Below are 18,916 nucleotides of genomic sequence, written 5' to 3'. Positions count from 1 at the left end.
ATTCCTAGTTTATGCTTATATATTAGTTTTTGTGTGGAGTAATTTTTACGTCATTGCGCGCAACTAAAAGGAGCGTGGCAATCTCAGGATTGTGGCTTGAGATTGTGCTTAGTCAATTACTGCATAATTTCCTCGCAATGACGTTTTTAAACCATCCCCTCAGCGTTCTTGTTCTGCTTATAATATACTTCCGAAACATATCTTTTCCCGCCGCTACCGCGTTTTAACTGCACAACAATATCTACAACGGTTAAAATATACTTCTTTACTTCTTCAGGCGGCATACCAAGATCTGCTTGCATAACCATAAGCTTTAACTGCTCAATAGCCATAGCGGGACTATCAGCATGCAGTGTTGATATTGAACCGGGATGACCTGTATTAATAGCACGCAAAAAACTAAAAGCTTCTTTACCTCGAAGCTCACCTACTATAATCCTATCTGGTCTTAAACGCAAACAGGCCTCTATTAAATCTTGAGTAGTCACATTTGCACGCCCCTGTCCTCCTTTGGAAGCCAGTAAATGCACTCTGTTAGGATGGCGTGATAGCACAATCTCACGAGCATCTTCTACAGTAATTAATCTTTCTATTGAAGGTATTTCAGTGAGTGCCGCATTAGTAAAAGTAGTTTTACCGGTTGAAGTACCGCCGCTAATTATGATATTTTTCTTTGAAACAACTGCATGTCTAATAAATTCTTTAATCTTTTTTTCAGCTAAGAAATTATTTAAAATTACTGCATCTTCATCTACTAAACTCTCTGTTGCAGTATCATCAAATGCCCCCATTTTAGCATATTCATCTAAAGTTAGATTCATACCGTTAGGCTTTCTTATAGCATAAATGATTTGTCCTATCTCACAAGCAGGAGGAAATACTATTTGAATACGGTAGCCATTCGGCAAAGTTGCCGAAAGAAGCGGTTTTTCTTCTGAAATCATCTGTTCGGTAGATTGAGCGACTAAACTCCCTAATGCAAGTAGATGTTCGCTATCCAGTTCCGGTATTTGCTTAGAATATATATCGCCTTTTTTTTCAACCCATACTTCTCCGGGCTTATTAACCATAATTTCGTTAATACCGTCTTCAGCAAATAAATTTTTAAAAGGAAGTAAAAACGTCTCTAAGGCTGCAAATTCTTCACTCATTTCATTACCTTCGATTTTAATAAAACGGCTTTTGGGAATTTATAATCCTTATTAACGTATATTCTAACCGGCGTACCTTGATTAACCGTTGTCGTCGGCTTAAACTGCTGCTGAGTTATCATATTTTTTACAACATGCGTTACATCCGTAAAAGCTTCAGTAGAAGCTTGTTGTGCTTGCGTCGGAGTTGATGCTATAGAGGTAGTAGTAAGCAAACTTGAAGCTGCCGTATTAACTGCCTGTACTAAGGTTTGAAGTCTCTGCTCAGCAGTATTCGCTGAAGAAGCAGTTTGTGCGGTTGTACATGCTTGAGTCATAGTAGTATAAGCAGTCGAAGTTTTATCGGTAATAGCAGCAAGTATATTAGTACAAATTGTAACTATCCGAGTATTGGCATCTATAGCGGTATTAGACGCAATAGTTTGAGCAGTATTTAACAATTGTTTTGCCGTAGCACTATTGGTAGCCGCTGCCTGAGAAGCTATAGGAGGCGGCACTAACTTATCAAGGACTTTAGCAAGCCCTATATTAAAGCCGGATTGTAATACGGCATTTGCAAATTGTTCTTTATATTTATTATCAACTCTTCCTTGTAATCCCGGTCTACCTAAATTATCAACTGCAGGTGAGTCGAATTCTATAGTATAACCGCTCGTTAAATCGATTCTATCCCATATTATAGAAACTCTACCATAACTACTGGACGAAGTTGAGGTTGCATATTTACCGAATATTTTTGACCCTTTCGGTATCAATATCACTTTATCTTTCTCAGAAAATACGTCTCTACTAATAATGGCTCTTATTTCACCGCCGAGATCACTATTTATTGCCGTCTCAAGGACTGCATCAATTAATTTACCGCGTCCGAGAACCAAAGACATATCACCGCGATCTTTAAAGGTCGTTTCTGCTGTAATCTGTTCCGGTGTTTTTTTAGGCTCTACACCACCAATTAACACTATAGCTGATTTTCTTTTTGCTTCACGACGTTGCTTCTCTGCATCGCTCTCAACTAACGTTCCTGAAGTCGAAGGCAACGAAACCGGCGGCAATGGAAGCGTTTTGTCTTTATGCTCTTCTACAGGAGTAGTAGGAGGTAAGACCGGTGGAACTTTTACTACCGGAGGGAGAGGCGGTGGAGGAGCGGTGGGCGTCTCAAGCTTAGGCGGATCAGGTAACTTTGGAATCTCCGGAATATTATCATCAACCTCCATAACAGGTTTTACAATATTACTCGGTATCTGAGTCTCCGGTATTTCTTCTTTTTCAGTACCGAAAAAAAGAGTATAAAAAATATATATAAAAATACCACAAATTACGACTACTATCGCAATACTCTTATTAAAGCTAACCGCAACTTTTGATAATTCTCTTTGTACTTCAGGAGAATCTGCTCCTGATAAAGCACCGGTATTATGATTGTTATTTTGCTCTTCAGCCATATCTAAATTATATTAGTTAAAGTGTTTTTATTGTCATTGTTGCGTGGATCGATTTTTCCGTCATTGCGAGGAAACCTCAGAGCAATTGTACGTCCGCAATCTCAGGAGTTTGTATTATTTCATAAGATTGTCACGCAGCCTACGGCTTGCTCGCAATGACATATCTACGCAGAAATGACATCGATTAAAATCTTGCCATGTAATTACTATTTTTCTTAGGGTAGTAAAATTTAATTACATATACTAAATCCCTTTCGTTACCCATCATAAGTTCCGTAGAAGCGATATCAAATTCATATATTCTTTTATTAGTTATAATAGTCATATTTGTACGAATATCTTTTTCAAGAGGCTTAATAAATAATCTATTTGCCAAAGGAGTTATTTTCCAAGCATAAGCATCCCCAAGAATTATATTTTGGACTTCTTCGTTTTTAGCAAATTCTATATGCGATTGAAAGCCAAAATGCAAAACTAATAAATAAACTTCATTTGGATTATATATATAAGTTTTTATCCTATTATCTTTAGTTATAGATAAATCATCTACATAATTATTACTACTATTACATGGATCATCTACAAGTGGACATTCTCGTTGTACTGTAAAACCGCTTAATAATATAAAAACTAAAAAATAAAATCTAACTATTGTCATCGTCTACCCTATATCCGTTCACTTGAAACCCTACCGGATTTACATCAAGTTCTGAATCTGTTAATTGCATAGGCACATAAGCATAACTTACTACCGCTATTTTATTATAAACTAATTGGTTTCCTGATGTTTCATTTACGGAAAATCTAACTATATATTTATCTGCTGCGATTTTTGACCATGATTTTATTACTAAAAATGTAGTATTTGCTTCTTTATATTTTAAAGTAGGATCAAAATCTTTATTTCTTATATAGCCAAGATAATTGTAATAAACACTGCTTGTTGAAAATAATCTTATTGTCGTACGAGCTATCGTTGCAAAATCAACCGGATTATATGTTTCCCGTGCTGTTATGTATTTCTTTATAAAATACCTTGTAAGAGACTCATCCGCCGTTAACACTGGTGATGAAATAGGTTCTACCACTGAGGCACGTCCGGTATTACTATTAAGCTGAATAACAAAAGGCTCAAACTGTTTAGATTTCACTACAAAGGCTATTACTAAAGTTGCTATAACCATAAAAATGGTTAGTAGTATTATTAATATGATAAGTAAGTTACGTTGAACAAGTAACTTATCAGATCGCTCTTCATACCAATTCTGAGTCATTTTTAAAGGATTAGCCGATTTAATATTTTCTTGCGTTTGTGTATCTCCTGAACCGCTTTGTGAGTTATTACTTGATTTAAAGAAGCCAAATATATTATTCATATCAAAGGTATTTTTCTTATTACAAACTATTACTTTTATACTATATTTACTGAATTAACAGGTCTTCTTACACAAGGATTTACGCTTACACTCGAACCATTATCTATATCAGCAGCAACGCACGGGCTTTTAATTTCATAAGGAGCTGAAGGGGTACATGACAACAATTGAGCAAGCATAATTAATACTAATAGAAGCTTTAATGATTTTAACATTCTAATTATACATTATTAAATTATCTTGTTACTATTTTAAAATTACCTTACTATACAATAGTTCACAAGCATTTTTTAAAAAAATCTATTTATAAATATAAAAAAATATTAAAAAGATTGTAAACGATTATACTCTGAAGTAAATAAAGAGTAGTTATACGAAGTGCAGCTTAGGAGAAGAGCGTATACTTAATACGTGGCTACCTGCAGACTTATAAAGACATTGTCGCCAATTTTTCAAGTGGGATGAGTATAACATAATAACTACCATCAATAATTGTTATTGTATAATTTTAATTTATAATTTATTTATTTTAATTTTAAAGTTAAACAATATTTGGTATTGTAGCAACAATATAAACTTGTTTTATAGCTTAAATAACATTAAATTCAATCATAATCATATTATAATAATTATGATAGAGTGTTAAAACAGAATAAAATGAGATATTAATCTAGTCATTATGGACCCATTAACCAACGCAATACAAGAATATATAAAATCCGGCGAATATTTTATTGATGCAAGAAAATGGTATAATTTTAAGTATATCTTACCGTTCAGTCATAGAAGTCTTCTGCTTTTAATATGCACGATTTTTACCTTATTATTAACCTTAGTTTGTATAAATATCACCATATTGCTACCTATAAACAAAAAAGTAAATTATTTAATAAAAGATGATGCCGAAAAACAAGCTGCCATTACTAATACTAAACATTCAACATTAGTAAAGCCTTATACCTCTATTGCAAATATTATGCTTCAGAATTATGTAAACCAACGAGAAGAATACAATTACGATATATTAAAAGAACAATTTACCTTTATCAAAAATGCTTCTACGCGTATTGTTTATATGCAATTTGCTAATTTTATGAATATTGATAACCCATTATCACCGGTCATAAGATATCAAAAACTATATAGACGCTCAATTAATATATTATCAATTAACAATATAAACGATAACGAGGCAGTTGTTACTTTTGAATCATTGGCAAAAAATAGTACGGATGCAATTTTAGAAAATATGGTATGGGAAGCAAGAATCGGATTTATAATGGATTCTATCAGTACAAATACATCACCTGATATGCCGTTCAATTTTACCGTTACTAGTTACAAGCTAAAGTTATTAAGGAATAAAAATCAGAAATAATATGAAGCAACTAATAATATTTTGTACTTTTATAATACTTACATTAGATGTATTGGCTCTTACTATATCACGACCTCTAGGTCGAGACCCACGTCTCAGAGTTATGACTTATAACCCTGACGATGTTTTCAAATTCACAGGATATTACGGCTATCAAGCAAGTATAGAACTAGCAAGAGACGAGGAAATAGTAAGTATTTCTATGGGAGATACTACTTCATGGCAAATAGTACCTGCCGGTCATAGGATTTTTATTAAACCGATGGAACCGGATGCTACTACTAATATGACTTTAATTACTAATAAACGGACGTACTTCTTTGAACTATATGCCGCTGAAACTCTTGATATGCGTGATCCTGAAATGGTCTTTAACGTAAAGTTTCTTTATCCGGATGACGAAAATGACAATATGAGCGGTCATATGCAAACTTTTTCTGCTGCCCTAGCAAGTCCCGACCTGACTCATCCTGAAAAATATAACTTTAATTACTATATTAGCGGCAGCGAAGAAATAGCTCCTATTAAAATTTTTGATGACGGCGAGTTTACTTATCTGCAATTTAGAGATAAAAACGCTGAAATTTCCGGTATTTTTGCTGTAGATGATTCACTTCGAGAATCTTTAGTAAATTATCGCCTTGCTCAAGATAATCCTAATATGGTGATCCTTGAACAGGTTTTTCCTAAGCTCGCTATACGTAAGGGCAAAAAAGTCACATGCGTATTTAATCAGTCTTTCAAAGCGTATTAATGTCTACCAACGTCACTACGGCAATGACGATGAAACTGATTCACGTAACAATACTTTTCTTACAATAACAATATAATTATGCATAATTTAATATATTTCTTTGCCTTGATCTTACTAACTAGCGGCTTATTTATAATGCTTACAAGTCGTAATTATATTCATAAAATTATCGGGCTTGGAATCTTTCAAAGTTCGGTGTTAGTATTGTATTTAAGTATCGGAAAAATTAAAACAGGCGGTGTACCTATTTTCCAAGAGGGCATCACTACTTACACTAGCCCTTTGCCTCATGTATTAATGCTAACTGCTATAGTAGTTGGGTTTGCTACTCTTAGCGTAGCTTTAAGTTTAATATATCAAATTTATAAACATTGTGGTACAATATCAGAAAATGAAATTAATTTTGATAAATGATTCTAGCTCACCATGTCCCTATCATACAAATATTATTCCCTTTATTTGGGGCTTTACTCTCAATAATATCTTTTCGCTTTATTACCTTTGCACGAATAATTACTACGATTTGTATTTTATCTAGCCTTTTGGTCAGTGTTTATGGATATAGCATTATACAAAATACGGAGCTATCTTACACCATGGGAGGATGGACTTCAAAAATAGGAATAGAATATCGGCTAAATGCACTAAACCAAGCTATTATTATTTATCTTAACTTGGTTTTATTATTCTTTTTAGTTTTTTGTCATAAGATTACTAATCAAACTATCTTAAAATATATAAACAATAATAGAAAATCTTTATTTTACGGTATATTATTATTCGCTCATACGGGCTATTTAGGGATGATGGCTACTCACGATTTTTTTAATCTATATATATTTATAGAGATTTCGGCACTGAGTAGCTATGTACTGATAGCCTCAGGTAATAATCCAAAATCTTTAATCGGAGCTTTTGATTATTTGATAATAGGTAGTATTGGTGCAACTCTTATTCTTATATCTATAGGATTTTTGCTAAGCATTACGGGTAGTTTGAATATGGCAGAAATTGCAGCGTATTTACAAGCACATACTAATTCCCGTATAATCACTATAGCTATCGGTTTTTTCTTAATAGGTGCTATTTTAAAAACAGCTTTTTTCCCTATGCATTTTTGGATGATGAGAGCTTATAATAACACGGCTTCAGTTATTTTAGTATATTTAGCAGGGATTTCTACTATAATAGGAATATATATAATATATAAATTTACTTATATTATTATAGGCTATGAGACAATTAAAACGGCTATTACAAATTTTATAAAACCTATCGCTTTAGCTACTCTTATTATAGCCCCATATTTTGCTTACCAAACAAAAGATTTCAAGAATATTATAATTTATTCATGTTGCACTCAAATAGGTTACGTATTTTTATTATACGTAACCGAAAACGGTATAATAGTTTTACCAAGTTTATTACTTACGGATAGTATAAATAAAATAGCTCTTTTCTTGATAGATGCTTATAATGGAAGCTATAAAAGAGAGCCTAACAAAGTTTTAATAATAATTGCTATTATGTGCAGCTGTGGCTTACCTATCAGTCCATTATTTTTTATCAAAGTAAATATTCTTGAATTATTATTAACACAAAATCTACTATTAGATTTTATTATAATTTTACTTAGCTCCGTAGGATCGTTATTTTACCATTATAAAATGGTACTATTGTCATTCCCGCGAAAGCGGGAATCCAGTAATTAAAAAATATAAACACAGTAAGTTTTTAAAACTAAAAGCACGATTTATCTCGCTTTTTCTGGATTTCCCCACTTTTAGCTAGGCATGACATAGAAAGCCATACAGGTAATGCGCTAACCATACTATCAAAAAAAGTATAACAGCTTATCATGATTACACAATTTACTACTCCGAGTCTTTTGATTCTATCAACTTTGCTAGTTGGTGTATTAAACTTAACTAGCCCGTATGCCACTCAAAAAGATAGCTTTATACGTAATTTTTTACTTATTACTATCGCTATTTTTTTCTTCGGTAATATTTTAATTATAGACTGGTTGTTTTTAAAAGGTATTAGAGCAGGGTTTGAATTTAATATATGCGGTAATTACTCTATAGGATTCCATCTTGAACCTTTAGGGCTTATTTTCTTAAGTTTAATAGGCTTTTTATGGATTTGTGCTTTACTTTACACTCCTAAATATCTTGCTATTAATAATATAGACTATTCTTCTAGATTCTTATTTTTCTTTAACTTCACTATTCTAATCGGTGTTTTAATTGCTTTATCTAGCAACTTATTCACGATGTTTATTTGCTATGAGCTTTTAACTATTTCTACAGCTTTTTTAATAGGACATACCAAAAATAATATAGTACTTAGCGGGTTATATAAATATCTAAAAATTCTGATGATTTCTGCCACAATATTATTTTTACCGGCAGTGATAATTATTTATACTAAAACCGGTAACGGAGATTTTGCAAGTGGAAGTTTAGTAGAAAATTATTTTTCCAAAAACCAGTCAATTATTTTATTGTTAATGTTTATTTGCGGTATTGCTAAAACTGCAATTTTTCCGGTGCATTCATGGCTTCCTGCTGCAATGGTTGCACATTACCCCATTAGTAGTTTGCTGCATGCCGTAATAGTGGTTAAAACCGGATTATTTTGTATTTACAAAATCCTATTATATATATTCGGTTTATCGTATTTACAAATGATATTTGCCGAGTTTAACTGGTTAATTTTTATACCGATAGTAAGCATATTTTATAGCTCAATCAAAGCCCTAGACACGGATAATATCAAAAAAATACTCGCCTACTCCACTATGAACCAATTAAGCCTTGCATTGCTTAGTGCTTTCATGTTAACACCTAAGGCACTTGGAGCCGCAATACTCCATTTAGTTTCACATTCTTTTACAAAAATCTGCTTATTTTATAGTATGGGAAGTATTTACAGTTTAAAGAAAGCCAATCAAGTACAGAATTTACATGGTACATCCAAAGAATTTCCTTTAATTTCTTTTATTATATCTATCTCTTCATTATCCTTAATCGGTATGCCTATCTTTAGCGGATTTATTAGCAAATTCTCAATATTACTTGCCGCAAGCGAACAGCATCAAATCATTGTTATGATTGTCGTAATAGCTAGTAGTATATTCTCAAGCCTTTACCTGCTCAAAATATTAAGCTCTATTTATAAACCTTCTTTAGTAGAATCTAACGTAACAAAACCACTCCCCTACTCTATGCAAATTAGTATAATAATGTGCTGCTGTGCCGTAACTCTTTTCTATTTTATTCAAATCTTAATCAGAGAATTTTTAGCTTATATTACATAAACATATTTACATAATCTACACATAATCATATAATATGTATACCGTAGATACTTCAAAAGTTGGAAGTCAAATAAGCAGTGCACCTACACAGCGTACAATAGTGAGCACAGGCGAATCCCGAAATTTGACGTACCACATCTTGAAGTATCAAAGGTATAAATATGGTAATTATTTTTGAGGATAAATATGGCACAAATTATTAGAGCAACAGAATTTGTACGATCTTTTTCAGATATTATGAATAGAGTTTACTATAAAGGCGAAAGCTTTGACGTTCAAAAAGGTAATCATATCGTAGCAAGGATTACGCCTGCAGAAATCAAGCCTTCTGTAGCAGTAAGAGACTTAGAGGAAGCTTTTAAAAATGGTCCACATCTTGATCCTGAAGATGCTGATCAATTCATGAAAAATCGCGAAGAAATAAGACACAATACTAAACAAGATATTAAAAAATTGGTTGAAAGATGGGATTAATTATTGATACTGCTATAATCATAGCTTTAGAAAGAGAAAAGGTAAGTACTAAGCAATGGTCACCTTACGGTCAGACTTATATTAGCCCTATTGTGTTAACTGAACTATTAATAGGAGTAGATAGAGTCAAGAATGAGAATAAACGTATAAAATGTTTAGCTTTTATAGAATACGTAAAAAGTCTGTTTACTATATTACCTTTCGGTATTGAAGAAGTATATACATATGCACGTATTACTCATGATTTATACACACAACGTATAACTATAGGAGCTCATGATATGCTTATTGCAGCAACGGCTATTACAAAAGGTTTTCTGATATTAACTCTAAATGTAAAAGACTTTAAAAGAATCCAGGGACTAGAGGTTTTAACAGTTTCTGCTAAGGATTAAAATGTTTATTCAAAATACCAAGTGTACATTTCCGCTTACTAATTTTGAGCTGATGTTTGATTTTCACCCACAAAATCAGCTAATAGCTCTAGCATTTCTAATTGTTACTGCTATCTTAAATCTTTATACAATTTCCCAAAATAGAAAATTAGAATGCTTAATCGGTAGTTTATACTGTTTATCCTCTATTATATGCGTATTTGCAGCTGATTTTATTTCCATGATAATCTCGCTTGAATTCATGACGATTTTTGCCTGCATAATTATTTTTTGTGACCAATTAAAGATAAAACCGGCACGTCAATATTTCCTCACTCATTTATTCAGCAGCGGGCTAATCTTAATCGGTATGACTCTTCTAATCCAAACAACAAGTAATACGACTTTTACTTCTTTAACGGCATCAGTAAATAATTTTGAGTTACCAGCAATATTCATACTTGCAGGTTGTTTAATTAATGCCTCGACTATTTTTGTAAACGGCTGGGTGGTTCATTGCTATCCTATAGCTTCAAGTAGCGGTATTGTATATTTAATTAGTTTTACTACTAAAGTTATTTTAATTATCATTTTAAAATTATTTAGCGGTCTTGAGATATTAAAGTTTTTTGGGATATCAATGATCATTTACGGATTAGTATTGTCTCTAATTGAAAAAAAACTTAAACGATTAATATGTTATCTTACCGTATCACAGCTTGGTTTTATATTAACGGCTATTAGCATAAACTCTCCAAATATAGCTTATCTTATTACAAGCTTTATATTCATACATATATTATATAACGGATTATTTGCTTTATATTTCGCTTATATAGAAGATGAGTATGATATTAAAAATTACCAAGATCTTCAGAATACTCAAATTAATTTTATTTTATTAAGCGGATTTGTTATTAGTATATTGATCTATACATCTATACTGCCTATTAGTTCGTCTTATATTAAAGATGAAATAGCTAATATTTTAAACGAGAATAGTGTAATGCTATTTTCCAAGATAGCGACTTGTACCGTATTATTTGGGTTGTTAATGGAGAGTTCTACGTCATTCCCATCTCTCTTTATGTCATTCCTGCGAAAGCAGGAATCCAGTAAAAACCTTAAAAATAAAAGCTTTATAATATTTCTGGATTCCTGCTTTCGCGGGGATTACATAAGAACTATAACCTACCTCTCTTTCTGCATCATAACTTTATGCATATGTTTATTCTACCCTATTCAAATATCACATACTGCTAACTTTAAGCTAGTGATCCTTGCCATCTCACTGTTATTGGCTTTAATATTTAGAAAAATACCACGCATTTCGACAGAAAACATAAACCTTGACCTATACCAATATATTGAAAAATTTATATATTTCAGTATCGATAAATATAAAGAAACGGCAGACAATAACGAAGATGCGGCAGAATATCTTAATTTTAAGATTATTTGGGATAATATTTTAAGTAAAATATCTGCTTGGCATAATCAACAAACTGCTATATTGATTGTATTATTCCTATTAATTAGTTTGATTTTAACACTACAATAATTCGATGTCATTTTTGTATAGATACCAAAATCGTCATTGCGAGAAGAAACTGTAAGTTTCAACGAAGCAATCTAGTAAACAATTCTGATTACAGAATTTTTGTATTATTTTACTAGATTGCCGCGTCACCTACGGCTCCTCGCAATGACGACTTTAGGCATAACAACACAAAAAAATAAAAAACATGAAACCACCAATAACAGACAAACAAAATTACAGCTTTGAAGTTCACGAAGCAACAATAAACGATGATTATCACTGGCTGCGTGATCCTAAGTGGCCAAATGTAGAAGACTCTAAAATTTTAGATTATTTAAAAGCTGAGAATCAATATACCGAAAATTTCTTTGCCGCTCTGCAAAATGATAAGGAAAAGATTTTTGAAGAATTAAAAGGACGGGTTAAATTAGACGATGAATCGGTTTATGTTAAGAACAAAGATTATTACTATTACCATAGAGTAGAGGAGAATAAAAATTATCCGATATATTGCAGAAAGCATAATAATATGGATTCAGCAGAAGAAGTAATATTAGATGTCAACCTTCTTGCTCCAAATAGCAGTTTTACTGATGTTGCTACAGTTGCAATGTCACCTGATCACAATTTAATGGCTTATAGTGTTAATTTTACAGGTAATGAACAATACAATATCAAAATATATAACCTTAAAGAACAAAAATACTTACCTGATGAATTAGGCAATGTACAGCTAAATCTCGATCGCTTCAGACAAGATGAATTTCAGGACAAGCCTGCGGAACGTACAAATGTACGTGAGCCTAGGCGAATGCCACAAAATTCGCTTGTATCAAGCGATCGAGATTTAGCTGTAGCGCCTACTATAATTTGGCATGAACACTTAAACGGCTTTTTCTATATTACTATTAATGAGAATCAACGCTGGGATAAGGTAATGTTTCACCGTCTAGGTGAAGAGGTCACTCAGGATAAATTAATATTCGAGGTAAAAAACCCTCTTCATTTTATCAGCTGCAAGAAATCAGCAAGTCATGAATATATTTTTATAAATTCAGGCGATCATAATGAAAATGAAATTTACGTAATTTCTATGCAGGATGATAGTTTTACGCCTAAATTAGTACGAGCTGCAGAAAACAAAATATTCTATGAAATAGAATATAATGGCGATTATTTTTATATTAAAACTAATTATAAAGCTAAAAATTTCCATGTTATAAAACTGCCGGTAAATAATTTTGAAAATACTAGCTGGGATGATATTTATATTAAGGAAGAACAAGACAAATATTTAAAAAGCTTTAATGTTACAAATAATTATTTAATCTTACACTATCGTGACCAAGGTTTACCGCTAATTAAAATAAAGCGATTTAAAGATTTACAAGAAAATACAATTCATTTTCCCGACGAAAGTTTCCAAGCAAGTAGTTTTTCTACAAACTTTGAGGAAGACGATATCAGAATAGATTACTCTTCTCTAGCAAGACCCAATACCACTTATAGCTACGATTTTAATAGCGATAAATTAACGATATTAAAGAGCCACGAAATACCTTCAGGCTTTAACCCGGAGGAGTATAAAGTAGAGAGAATATTTGCAGATAATGAAGATGTAAAAGTACCTATAACCTTGTTTTATAAAAAATCTTTATTTAAAAAAGACGGTTCAAATCCTTTATATCTAATGGGTTACGGTGCTTATGGCATCGCTATGCCCGTCAATTTTAGAAATACAGCAGTAACACTTGCCGATCGTGGTTTTATTTACGCAGTTGCTCATATTAGAGGTGGCGATGATCTAGGTCATGATTGGTATGAAGCTGCTAAGTTTTTAACCAAAAAAAGAACATTTGAAGACTTCATAGCCTGTAGTAGAGCTTTAATTAACGAGCAATATACAAGTAACAACAATATAGTAATAATGGGCGGTAGTGCCGGCGGTATGTTAATCGGTTACATACTCAACGAAAAACCGGAAATCTATAGAGCAGCAATCGCGCATGTACCGTTTGTTGATGTTTTGAATACCATGCTTGACGAAAGCTTACCGTTAACTCTCTTGGAATATAATGAGTGGGGTAATCCGAAAGAGAAAGAATATTTTGAATATATTAAATCATATTCCCCTTATGATAACGTAAAAGCACAAAACTACCCTGCTCTATTCGTTACTTGCGGTATATCCGACCCACGTGTAGGTTACTGGGAACCTGCTAAATGGGTAGCAAAATTACGAGCACTAAAAATGGACAATAATCCCTTATTATTAAAAACCAATATGGATACGGGACATAAAGGTTCTGCCGGTCGTTTTGATTATCTGAAAGAGATAGCTGACGAATTAGTATTTATTTTTAAGGTGTTTGATGTTGAGGTTTAGTTAGCAGATTTGTGGCTGGAATCCTGTTATGTCATTCCTGCGAAAGCAGGCAGCCAGGAACAAGCGCAATAAATTGAGCTTTTAAAAAGCTTTAAAGTACTGGATTCCTGCTTTTGCAGGAATGACATACAACACCTCTACTGAATACAAAAACAATGCATAAAAATTATCTAGAACAATTACAAAAATTACCGATTACTTTAATTGTACTAATTAGCTTAATTTGCTGTATTGGTTTCATTGTGCTTTATTCTGCAGCAAATAGTAATTTGCAGCCCTGGGCTTACAAACAAATTATAAATTTTTGTATATTCTTGCCTTTAGCTATTATTATTGCATTAATTGATTTACGCATAATATTTAGGTTATCGTATATCTTTTATTTGTGCGTACTCGCTTTACTAGTAGCCGTGGAGCTTTTTGGCTCAACTGCCATGGGCGGTAAAAGATGGATTGATATCGGTATAGTTAAGCTTCAACCTTCCGAACCGATAAAAATCGCCGTTGTAGTAATGCTTGCTAGATATTTCCATTCACTAACAATTGATGATCTTACAAAATTTCATAAAGTTATTATACCGATTATAGGAGTTTTAATACCGGCTTTTCTAATAATTAGAGAACCAGATTTAGGTACGGGAATGATTGTTTTAATTGTTTCGGCAATTATATTTTTTGCGGCAGGTCTTAGAATAAAATATTTTATAATACTAGGTCTTGCTGCTCTTATTAGCCTACCTATTGCTTGGAATATGATGTATGATTATCAAAAAAAACGGGTAATGGTTTTTTTAGATCCCGAACATGATCCGCTTGGTGCTAGTTATAATATTATTCAGTCTAAAATCGCTATAGGTTCAGGTAGCCTATTTGGACGCGGTTTAAATCAAGGTAGCCAAAGCCATTTGGATTTTCTTCCCGAACATCAAACTGACTTTATCTTTGCTACCTTCGCTGAAGAGTTCGGCTTTATAGGAGGAATGTTTTTACTAATATTATATTTTGCACTTATAACTATTTCTTTATTAATTGCCGCAAATTGCCGAGAGATTTTTAGTAAATTAATAGTAATAGGTATTACTTCAATCTTATTTACTCACGTATTTATTAATATAGCTATGGTTATGGGCTTGCTTCCCGTAGTAGGCGTACCACTACCGTTTATTTCTTACGGCGGAACAATGATCGCATCCATGCTAATCGGCTTTGGGCTTGTGATGAATGCTCAGGTACACAGACATACCGCTTTAAACTAGTGCAATTATATTGACAAAATGGATAACATAAATTAATAATAAGTTGCACTTCACTTTCGGATTTTCGTATAAAGCGCAATTTCCTATTGACTTTTATATAAAACAGTATAGATTTCTTTACAATTTAATTTTTTATAAAGAATTTATGCTTGGCTATGAGAAAGCACAAACAAGTTTAAATAGAGAACCAAAACAAGCATGAGATATTTTGTCTATAGTGGCTATTTTCTTTAAATTATCCTCACCAAATTTATATAGGTTTATTTTATATTGTTCTGCTAACGGATCGTCTGTTTCTGCAAGTAATTTAGTTATAAACTCCTCTAAACTTACTATTTTGCTTGCTGAATTATCGGTTGTAAACATTTCATAGTTTCTATCTTCAAATATTATCTTGCCTTCTATTCCTGATGCTTTACTAACCGATACCGTAAAAGTAAAATTATATTTCTTTATACCATTTAAAATAAACTTACACTCAACTCATTTATCACACCGCTTTTTAATATGCTTTTACATACTTCTTTTAAAAAGATTTGCGTTTCGCTTATATTCGGTAATTCGTTAAAACTCGCAATAAACCATTCTATTACTTCAGGATTTTTACTTTTTTCATATTCTTGAGTGATGTAATCGGTTATTGTGTGTAGAGGGTTTGGGCGTCTATTTCTAAATATAAATCCTTATCAAAATTTTGAGTTCTATGTAGATCAATTATTTTTATTAACCTATTAACTTGTTTATAACTAGCTTTATCAAATGATCTTAAATTTATTATATTAATTAAACTTACAGCAACTGCATACTTAACATATCTGTCAACATAAGGGTCACTGAGTATATCTTTGAACACTTTAAATGCTTCTTCTACCGGTTTTACCTTTCCTAATTCAACTAAACTTAAAGCAGACTCCGATTTGTCAGAATTACTAAATAAATTTTTCAGTATTTTAGATGCGTCATGTGATATATTGGGGTTTATTTGTATTATCCAACCTAGGATTTTGGCGATTGTGAATTCAATATAATTACTAGGGTTATTAAGTAGTGTATTCAATATTTTTAATGTCTCTTGGGCTAAACTAGGATTTATACGTACTGTTTCAGTTAAGCTCCAAATAACTACAATTTTGACTTCGTTGCCGGAATCGTTTAATACTTCTTTCAATATACTAAATATTGCTAATGTTAAACTTGGTACAATATATATTAACTATAAGCTTACAACAGCCGTAACCTTAATATAAATATTAGAATCATTTAGTAGATCTTGCAGTGTATTTAAAGCTTATTGTTCATATATTACACTTAGCATTTCAGTTAAGCTTCTCAAGTAGCTTGATATAAAATTTCATTATTAGGGTTACCAAATAGTTATTCTGATTTTAAACATTGCACAGTATCAAATTTGACATAATTAGGCATTACGGATTAGTGTTTGCAATATGTTCAATGCTTCTTTTACTAAACTAGGCTTTGCCTTTACTATTTCAACTAAAACTGAAACTGCCTCGCACTTGAAATTTTCTATAGGATCATTAAATAATGCTTGCAGTGCATTAAATTGCCTTGGGTGCTATATTAGGTGTTGTATTTACTATCTTAACTAAGCTTTTAGTAACTAAGTATTTGTTGTATAATTTTTTTTTACCTGATTTAATATTTTTATATCTAAATTAGGCATAATATTAATTATTTCAATCAATATTATATTTACATATTCATTTAATACCTTTTTATTTAATAACGGTATTATTTTTTTTAAACTTTCCTGTAATACTGTCTTATCTATCGTCTCATCTAATATTTGGGCTAATTTTTGTAATTGTTCATCTTTAATTTCTAATAGGCTTGTTAACTTCTTATAAATTTTTGTTTTACTGCCCCATTCATTTCTTATTTGCTAATCCTGTGATGATTCCTATAACTTTTTTCAATTCTTGAGGGTCCGTTTTTTTTATTTTGTAATTTTTCATTTACTGTTTTAACAATCGCTTCCGATAAATAACCACTGTCTATTATATGTTGTTCCCAACCTGTAATATCTTTTAGCACAACTTCATCTATTAAATATTGTATTTGTTTTAAATTCGGTATTCTACTATCAAATTTCCCGTTAATGTTGCTTTGAGCTAATAAATGCATTAATAGTATAATCTTTCTTTCAATCCCTAACTCTAATATCCTATCCACATTACATGTTACAGCTTTCCAAAATATTTCTATTAACTCTTGATTATTTTCATTACTTACCATCCCTGTTAGAAACTTCAGAGTCATTAGATATTTCGGATCGTTTCGATGCGCACCTATAAAATTTGCTGCTGTATATTTTGTGTTGTTATCTGCTAACTGATTTTTTAAATAACATGCAGCTAGATATTCTTGAAATGTTAAATGAATAAACTGAAAATTTTGCCCTTCTATTCTTAATAGCCCTTGTTCTATAACTTCGTCTATATCTAATATATCTTTCTTGCTTTCTACTACTTTGTTCTCTACTCACTTCCCTGTTGCAACAAACGACTCATAAGCTATTTGCTCTAAAAAACTCATTTTGTTTTTTAAGTGATTATTAGCTTCAGTTTTATTGTTATATTTAAGTCGTTTATATAGTAAAATAATAAACTGGCTTAATAATAGGCATTTAGAAAAAAACAAATTATTATTTCACTATATAAACGACTTATATTAAAATCTTGATTACTGTTTTTTTTGAAATTTATCCCTTATTGCTTGATCGCTCCAAACCAAACATATTAATGCAGTATTGATAGGAACTGCACATATTTCTTTTATTTGGCCATGAGTATCCAAAAAGATTTTTAATGGTGTGCCAAGCTCTTGATCATACTCAAAATTTTTATGTACATATTGCTCTATTCCCTCACTATAACCAACCGCATTAGGCCTAGAACTGATTACGATATTTTTATACTGCAATACCGAATCCATAATATCTCGGTAATCACGATTACTCTGTGATAAAAACGCTACCTCATCATAACCATCCAGTAGTAATAATATCCTATCTTTATCTTGTATGCTTTTTATATCTTCAAGTTTTATATCGTTAGAATCTAAACAATAATGGACAAAACAACTTAGTATATCTATATCGTCATCTATATTAGTACCATAACGTACTGTCCAGCTTAACAATTCCTTTAACCTGATTCTAAATACATAATCAAATTTGTTGTTCCATAGTTTTTCTTTTTCCCATTTATAAGATAGATAATGCATTAACGTGGTTTTACCTATTCCTGCACTACCGAATAACAATACTTTACCTATATCAACTTGCATTCTGTTTATTTTCTCAACTATATTTTTTATTTCTGAGGTACTTTTATTAGTTAGATTTCTGCGAAGTATCGCAAACTTATTTTCTTCATTTAGTGACTTAACTATATTATCAATTTTTTCTTCTTGAACTTGATAATTTTTATCAAACAAC

At 31.7% G+C, this 18,916-nt stretch carries 19 protein-coding genes and 1 pseudogene; 11 read left to right on the top strand and 9 right to left on the bottom strand.

Annotated features, from left to right (window positions below; genetic code table 11):
* Window positions 1-146: 146 nt before the first annotated feature.
* From virB11 to ACHBLB_RS04510, 5 genes are all read right to left on the bottom strand, one after another.
* Window positions 147-1,151 carry a P-type DNA transfer ATPase VirB11 gene (gene virB11, locus ACHBLB_RS04530; RefSeq protein ID WP_475840878.1) on the bottom strand — a complete coding sequence of 335 codons (1,005 nt, stop codon included), beginning with the start codon at window positions 1,149-1,151 and terminating at the stop codon, window positions 147-149.
* Window positions 1,148-2,596 (bottom strand): TraB/TrbI/VirB10 family type IV secretion system protein, encoded by a 1,449-nt coding sequence (locus ACHBLB_RS04525; protein ID WP_475840876.1) that lies wholly within the window; start codon window positions 2,594-2,596, stop codon window positions 1,148-1,150. Before ACHBLB_RS04525 ends, virB11 begins: the two co-directional genes overlap by 4 nt.
* A gap of 184 nt (window positions 2,597-2,780) precedes the next feature.
* Entirely contained in the window at window positions 2,781-3,254 is a 474-nt protein-coding gene (locus ACHBLB_RS04520; RefSeq protein ID WP_004996190.1) for a TrbG/VirB9 family P-type conjugative transfer protein, read from the bottom strand.
* Window positions 3,241-3,972 carry a VirB8 family type IV secretion system protein gene (locus ACHBLB_RS04515; RefSeq protein WP_475840874.1) on the bottom strand — a complete coding sequence of 244 codons (732 nt, stop codon included), beginning with the start codon at window positions 3,970-3,972 and terminating at the stop codon, window positions 3,241-3,243. Before ACHBLB_RS04515 ends, ACHBLB_RS04520 begins: the two co-directional genes overlap by 14 nt.
* 35 nt (window positions 3,973-4,007) lie before the next feature.
* Window positions 4,008-4,187, bottom strand: a complete 180-nt coding sequence (locus tag ACHBLB_RS04510) for a DUF2706 domain-containing protein (protein ID WP_475840872.1) — start codon at window positions 4,185-4,187, stop codon at window positions 4,008-4,010.
* A 464-nt stretch (window positions 4,188-4,651) separates the two neighbouring features.
* On the opposite strand from ACHBLB_RS04510, the gene ACHBLB_RS04505 reads away from it, so the two are divergent.
* From ACHBLB_RS04505 to rodA, 11 genes and pseudogenes are all read left to right on the top strand, one after another.
* Window positions 4,652-5,350, top strand: coding sequence for a VirB8 family type IV secretion system protein (locus tag ACHBLB_RS04505; protein ID WP_475840870.1), 699 nt, complete (start codon window positions 4,652-4,654; stop codon window positions 5,348-5,350).
* A 1-nt stretch (window position 5,351) separates the two neighbouring features.
* Window positions 5,352-6,104 (top strand): P-type conjugative transfer protein VirB9, encoded by a 753-nt coding sequence (virB9, locus tag ACHBLB_RS04500; RefSeq protein ID WP_014364553.1) that lies wholly within the window; start codon window positions 5,352-5,354, stop codon window positions 6,102-6,104.
* Between the two features lie 78 nt (window positions 6,105-6,182).
* Complete coding sequence (locus ACHBLB_RS04495; RefSeq protein ID WP_475840868.1) at window positions 6,183-6,518, top strand: Na+/H+ antiporter subunit C; 336 nt, start codon at window positions 6,183-6,185, stop codon at window positions 6,516-6,518.
* Entirely contained in the window at window positions 6,515-7,816 is a 1,302-nt protein-coding gene (locus ACHBLB_RS04490; RefSeq protein WP_475840866.1) for a proton-conducting transporter transmembrane domain-containing protein, read from the top strand. Before ACHBLB_RS04495 ends, ACHBLB_RS04490 begins: the two co-directional genes overlap by 4 nt.
* A 146-nt stretch (window positions 7,817-7,962) precedes the next feature.
* Window positions 7,963-9,426 carry a proton-conducting transporter transmembrane domain-containing protein gene (locus ACHBLB_RS04485; protein ID WP_475840864.1) on the top strand — a complete coding sequence of 488 codons (1,464 nt, stop codon included), beginning with the start codon at window positions 7,963-7,965 and terminating at the stop codon, window positions 9,424-9,426.
* A 37-nt stretch (window positions 9,427-9,463) separates the two neighbouring features.
* Window positions 9,464-9,582 (top strand): annotated as a pseudogene (locus ACHBLB_RS04480) (palindromic element RPE5 domain-containing protein); the annotation flags it as partial.
* Window positions 9,583-9,612: 30 nt separating this feature from the next.
* Complete coding sequence (vapB, locus tag ACHBLB_RS04475; protein ID WP_012150592.1) at window positions 9,613-9,900, top strand: type II toxin-antitoxin system antitoxin VapB; 288 nt, start codon at window positions 9,613-9,615, stop codon at window positions 9,898-9,900.
* The gene (gene vapC, locus ACHBLB_RS04470; RefSeq protein ID WP_475840862.1) at window positions 9,891-10,295 is read left to right on the top strand and encodes a ribonuclease VapC; all 405 of its coding nucleotides are present in this window, start codon (window positions 9,891-9,893) and stop codon (window positions 10,293-10,295) included. The genes vapB and vapC overlap by 10 nt, the downstream gene beginning before the upstream one ends.
* A gap of 1 nt (window position 10,296) precedes the next feature.
* Window positions 10,297-11,835: a proton-conducting transporter transmembrane domain-containing protein gene (locus tag ACHBLB_RS04465; RefSeq protein ID WP_475840860.1), complete on the top strand. Its 1,539-nt coding sequence runs from the start codon at window positions 10,297-10,299 to the stop codon at window positions 11,833-11,835.
* A gap of 184 nt (window positions 11,836-12,019) precedes the next feature.
* Complete coding sequence (locus ACHBLB_RS04460) at window positions 12,020-14,200, top strand: prolyl oligopeptidase family serine peptidase (RefSeq protein ID WP_475840858.1); 2,181 nt, start codon at window positions 12,020-12,022, stop codon at window positions 14,198-14,200.
* A gap of 155 nt (window positions 14,201-14,355) precedes the next feature.
* Entirely contained in the window at window positions 14,356-15,456 is a 1,101-nt protein-coding gene (gene rodA / locus ACHBLB_RS04455) for a rod shape-determining protein RodA (protein WP_475840856.1), read from the top strand.
* 153 nt (window positions 15,457-15,609) lie between these two features.
* Here the strand turns inward: rodA and ACHBLB_RS04450 are convergent, their stop codons facing one another.
* The 4 genes from ACHBLB_RS04450 to ACHBLB_RS04435 all read right to left on the bottom strand — a co-directional run bounded on the left by ACHBLB_RS04450 (window position 15,610) and on the right by ACHBLB_RS04435 (window position 18,915).
* Entirely contained in the window at window positions 15,610-15,822 is a 213-nt protein-coding gene (locus ACHBLB_RS04450) for a hypothetical protein (RefSeq protein ID WP_475840855.1), read from the bottom strand.
* Between the two features lie 271 nt (window positions 15,823-16,093).
* Entirely contained in the window at window positions 16,094-16,624 is a 531-nt protein-coding gene (locus ACHBLB_RS04445) for a hypothetical protein (protein WP_475840853.1), read from the bottom strand.
* A 728-nt stretch (window positions 16,625-17,352) separates the two neighbouring features.
* A complete protein-coding gene (locus tag ACHBLB_RS04440; RefSeq protein ID WP_475840851.1) occupies window positions 17,353-17,736 on the bottom strand; it encodes a hypothetical protein in 384 nt (127 codons plus the stop codon).
* 423 nt (window positions 17,737-18,159) lie between these two features.
* Window positions 18,160-18,915, bottom strand: a complete 756-nt coding sequence (locus tag ACHBLB_RS04435; RefSeq protein WP_475840849.1) for an NACHT domain-containing protein — start codon at window positions 18,913-18,915, stop codon at window positions 18,160-18,162.
* Window position 18,916: the final 1 nt, after the last annotated feature.

This window comes from Rickettsia lanei (assembly GCF_056242675.1).
The sequence above is the reverse complement of the archived record's forward strand: the minus strand, read 5'-3'. Positions and strand labels throughout refer to the sequence as shown.

Excerpts from the sequence above, each read along its gene's own strand:
- virB11 (WP_475840878.1), bottom strand. The coding sequence starts at position 1,151 with ATGAGTGAAGAATTTGCAGCCTTAGAGACGTTTTTACTTCCTTTTAAA.
- ACHBLB_RS04525 (WP_475840876.1), bottom strand. The coding sequence starts at position 2,596 with ATGGCTGAAGAGCAAAATAACAATCATAATACCGGTGCTTTATCAGGA.
- ACHBLB_RS04520 (WP_004996190.1), bottom strand. The coding sequence starts at position 3,254 with ATGACAATAGTTAGATTTTATTTTTTAGTTTTTATATTATTAAGCGGT.
- ACHBLB_RS04515 (WP_475840874.1), bottom strand. The coding sequence starts at position 3,972 with ATGAATAATATATTTGGCTTCTTTAAATCAAGTAATAACTCACAAAGC.
- ACHBLB_RS04510 (WP_475840872.1), bottom strand. The coding sequence starts at position 4,187 with ATGTTAAAATCATTAAAGCTTCTATTAGTATTAATTATGCTTGCTCAA.
- ACHBLB_RS04505 (WP_475840870.1), top strand. The coding sequence starts at position 4,652 with ATGGACCCATTAACCAACGCAATACAAGAATATATAAAATCCGGCGAA.
- virB9 (WP_014364553.1), top strand. The coding sequence starts at position 5,352 with ATGAAGCAACTAATAATATTTTGTACTTTTATAATACTTACATTAGAT.
- ACHBLB_RS04495 (WP_475840868.1), top strand. The coding sequence starts at position 6,183 with ATGCATAATTTAATATATTTCTTTGCCTTGATCTTACTAACTAGCGGC.
- ACHBLB_RS04490 (WP_475840866.1), top strand. The coding sequence starts at position 6,515 with ATGATTCTAGCTCACCATGTCCCTATCATACAAATATTATTCCCTTTA.
- ACHBLB_RS04485 (WP_475840864.1), top strand. The coding sequence starts at position 7,963 with ATGATTACACAATTTACTACTCCGAGTCTTTTGATTCTATCAACTTTG.
- vapB (WP_012150592.1), top strand. The coding sequence starts at position 9,613 with ATGGCACAAATTATTAGAGCAACAGAATTTGTACGATCTTTTTCAGAT.
- vapC (WP_475840862.1), top strand. The coding sequence starts at position 9,891 with ATGGGATTAATTATTGATACTGCTATAATCATAGCTTTAGAAAGAGAA.
- ACHBLB_RS04465 (WP_475840860.1), top strand. The coding sequence starts at position 10,297 with ATGTTTATTCAAAATACCAAGTGTACATTTCCGCTTACTAATTTTGAG.
- ACHBLB_RS04460 (WP_475840858.1), top strand. The coding sequence starts at position 12,020 with ATGAAACCACCAATAACAGACAAACAAAATTACAGCTTTGAAGTTCAC.
- rodA (WP_475840856.1), top strand. The coding sequence starts at position 14,356 with ATGCATAAAAATTATCTAGAACAATTACAAAAATTACCGATTACTTTA.
- ACHBLB_RS04450 (WP_475840855.1), bottom strand. The coding sequence starts at position 15,822 with ATGTTTACAACCGATAATTCAGCAAGCAAAATAGTAAGTTTAGAGGAG.
- ACHBLB_RS04440 (WP_475840851.1), bottom strand. The coding sequence starts at position 17,736 with ATGACTCTGAAGTTTCTAACAGGGATGGTAAGTAATGAAAATAATCAA.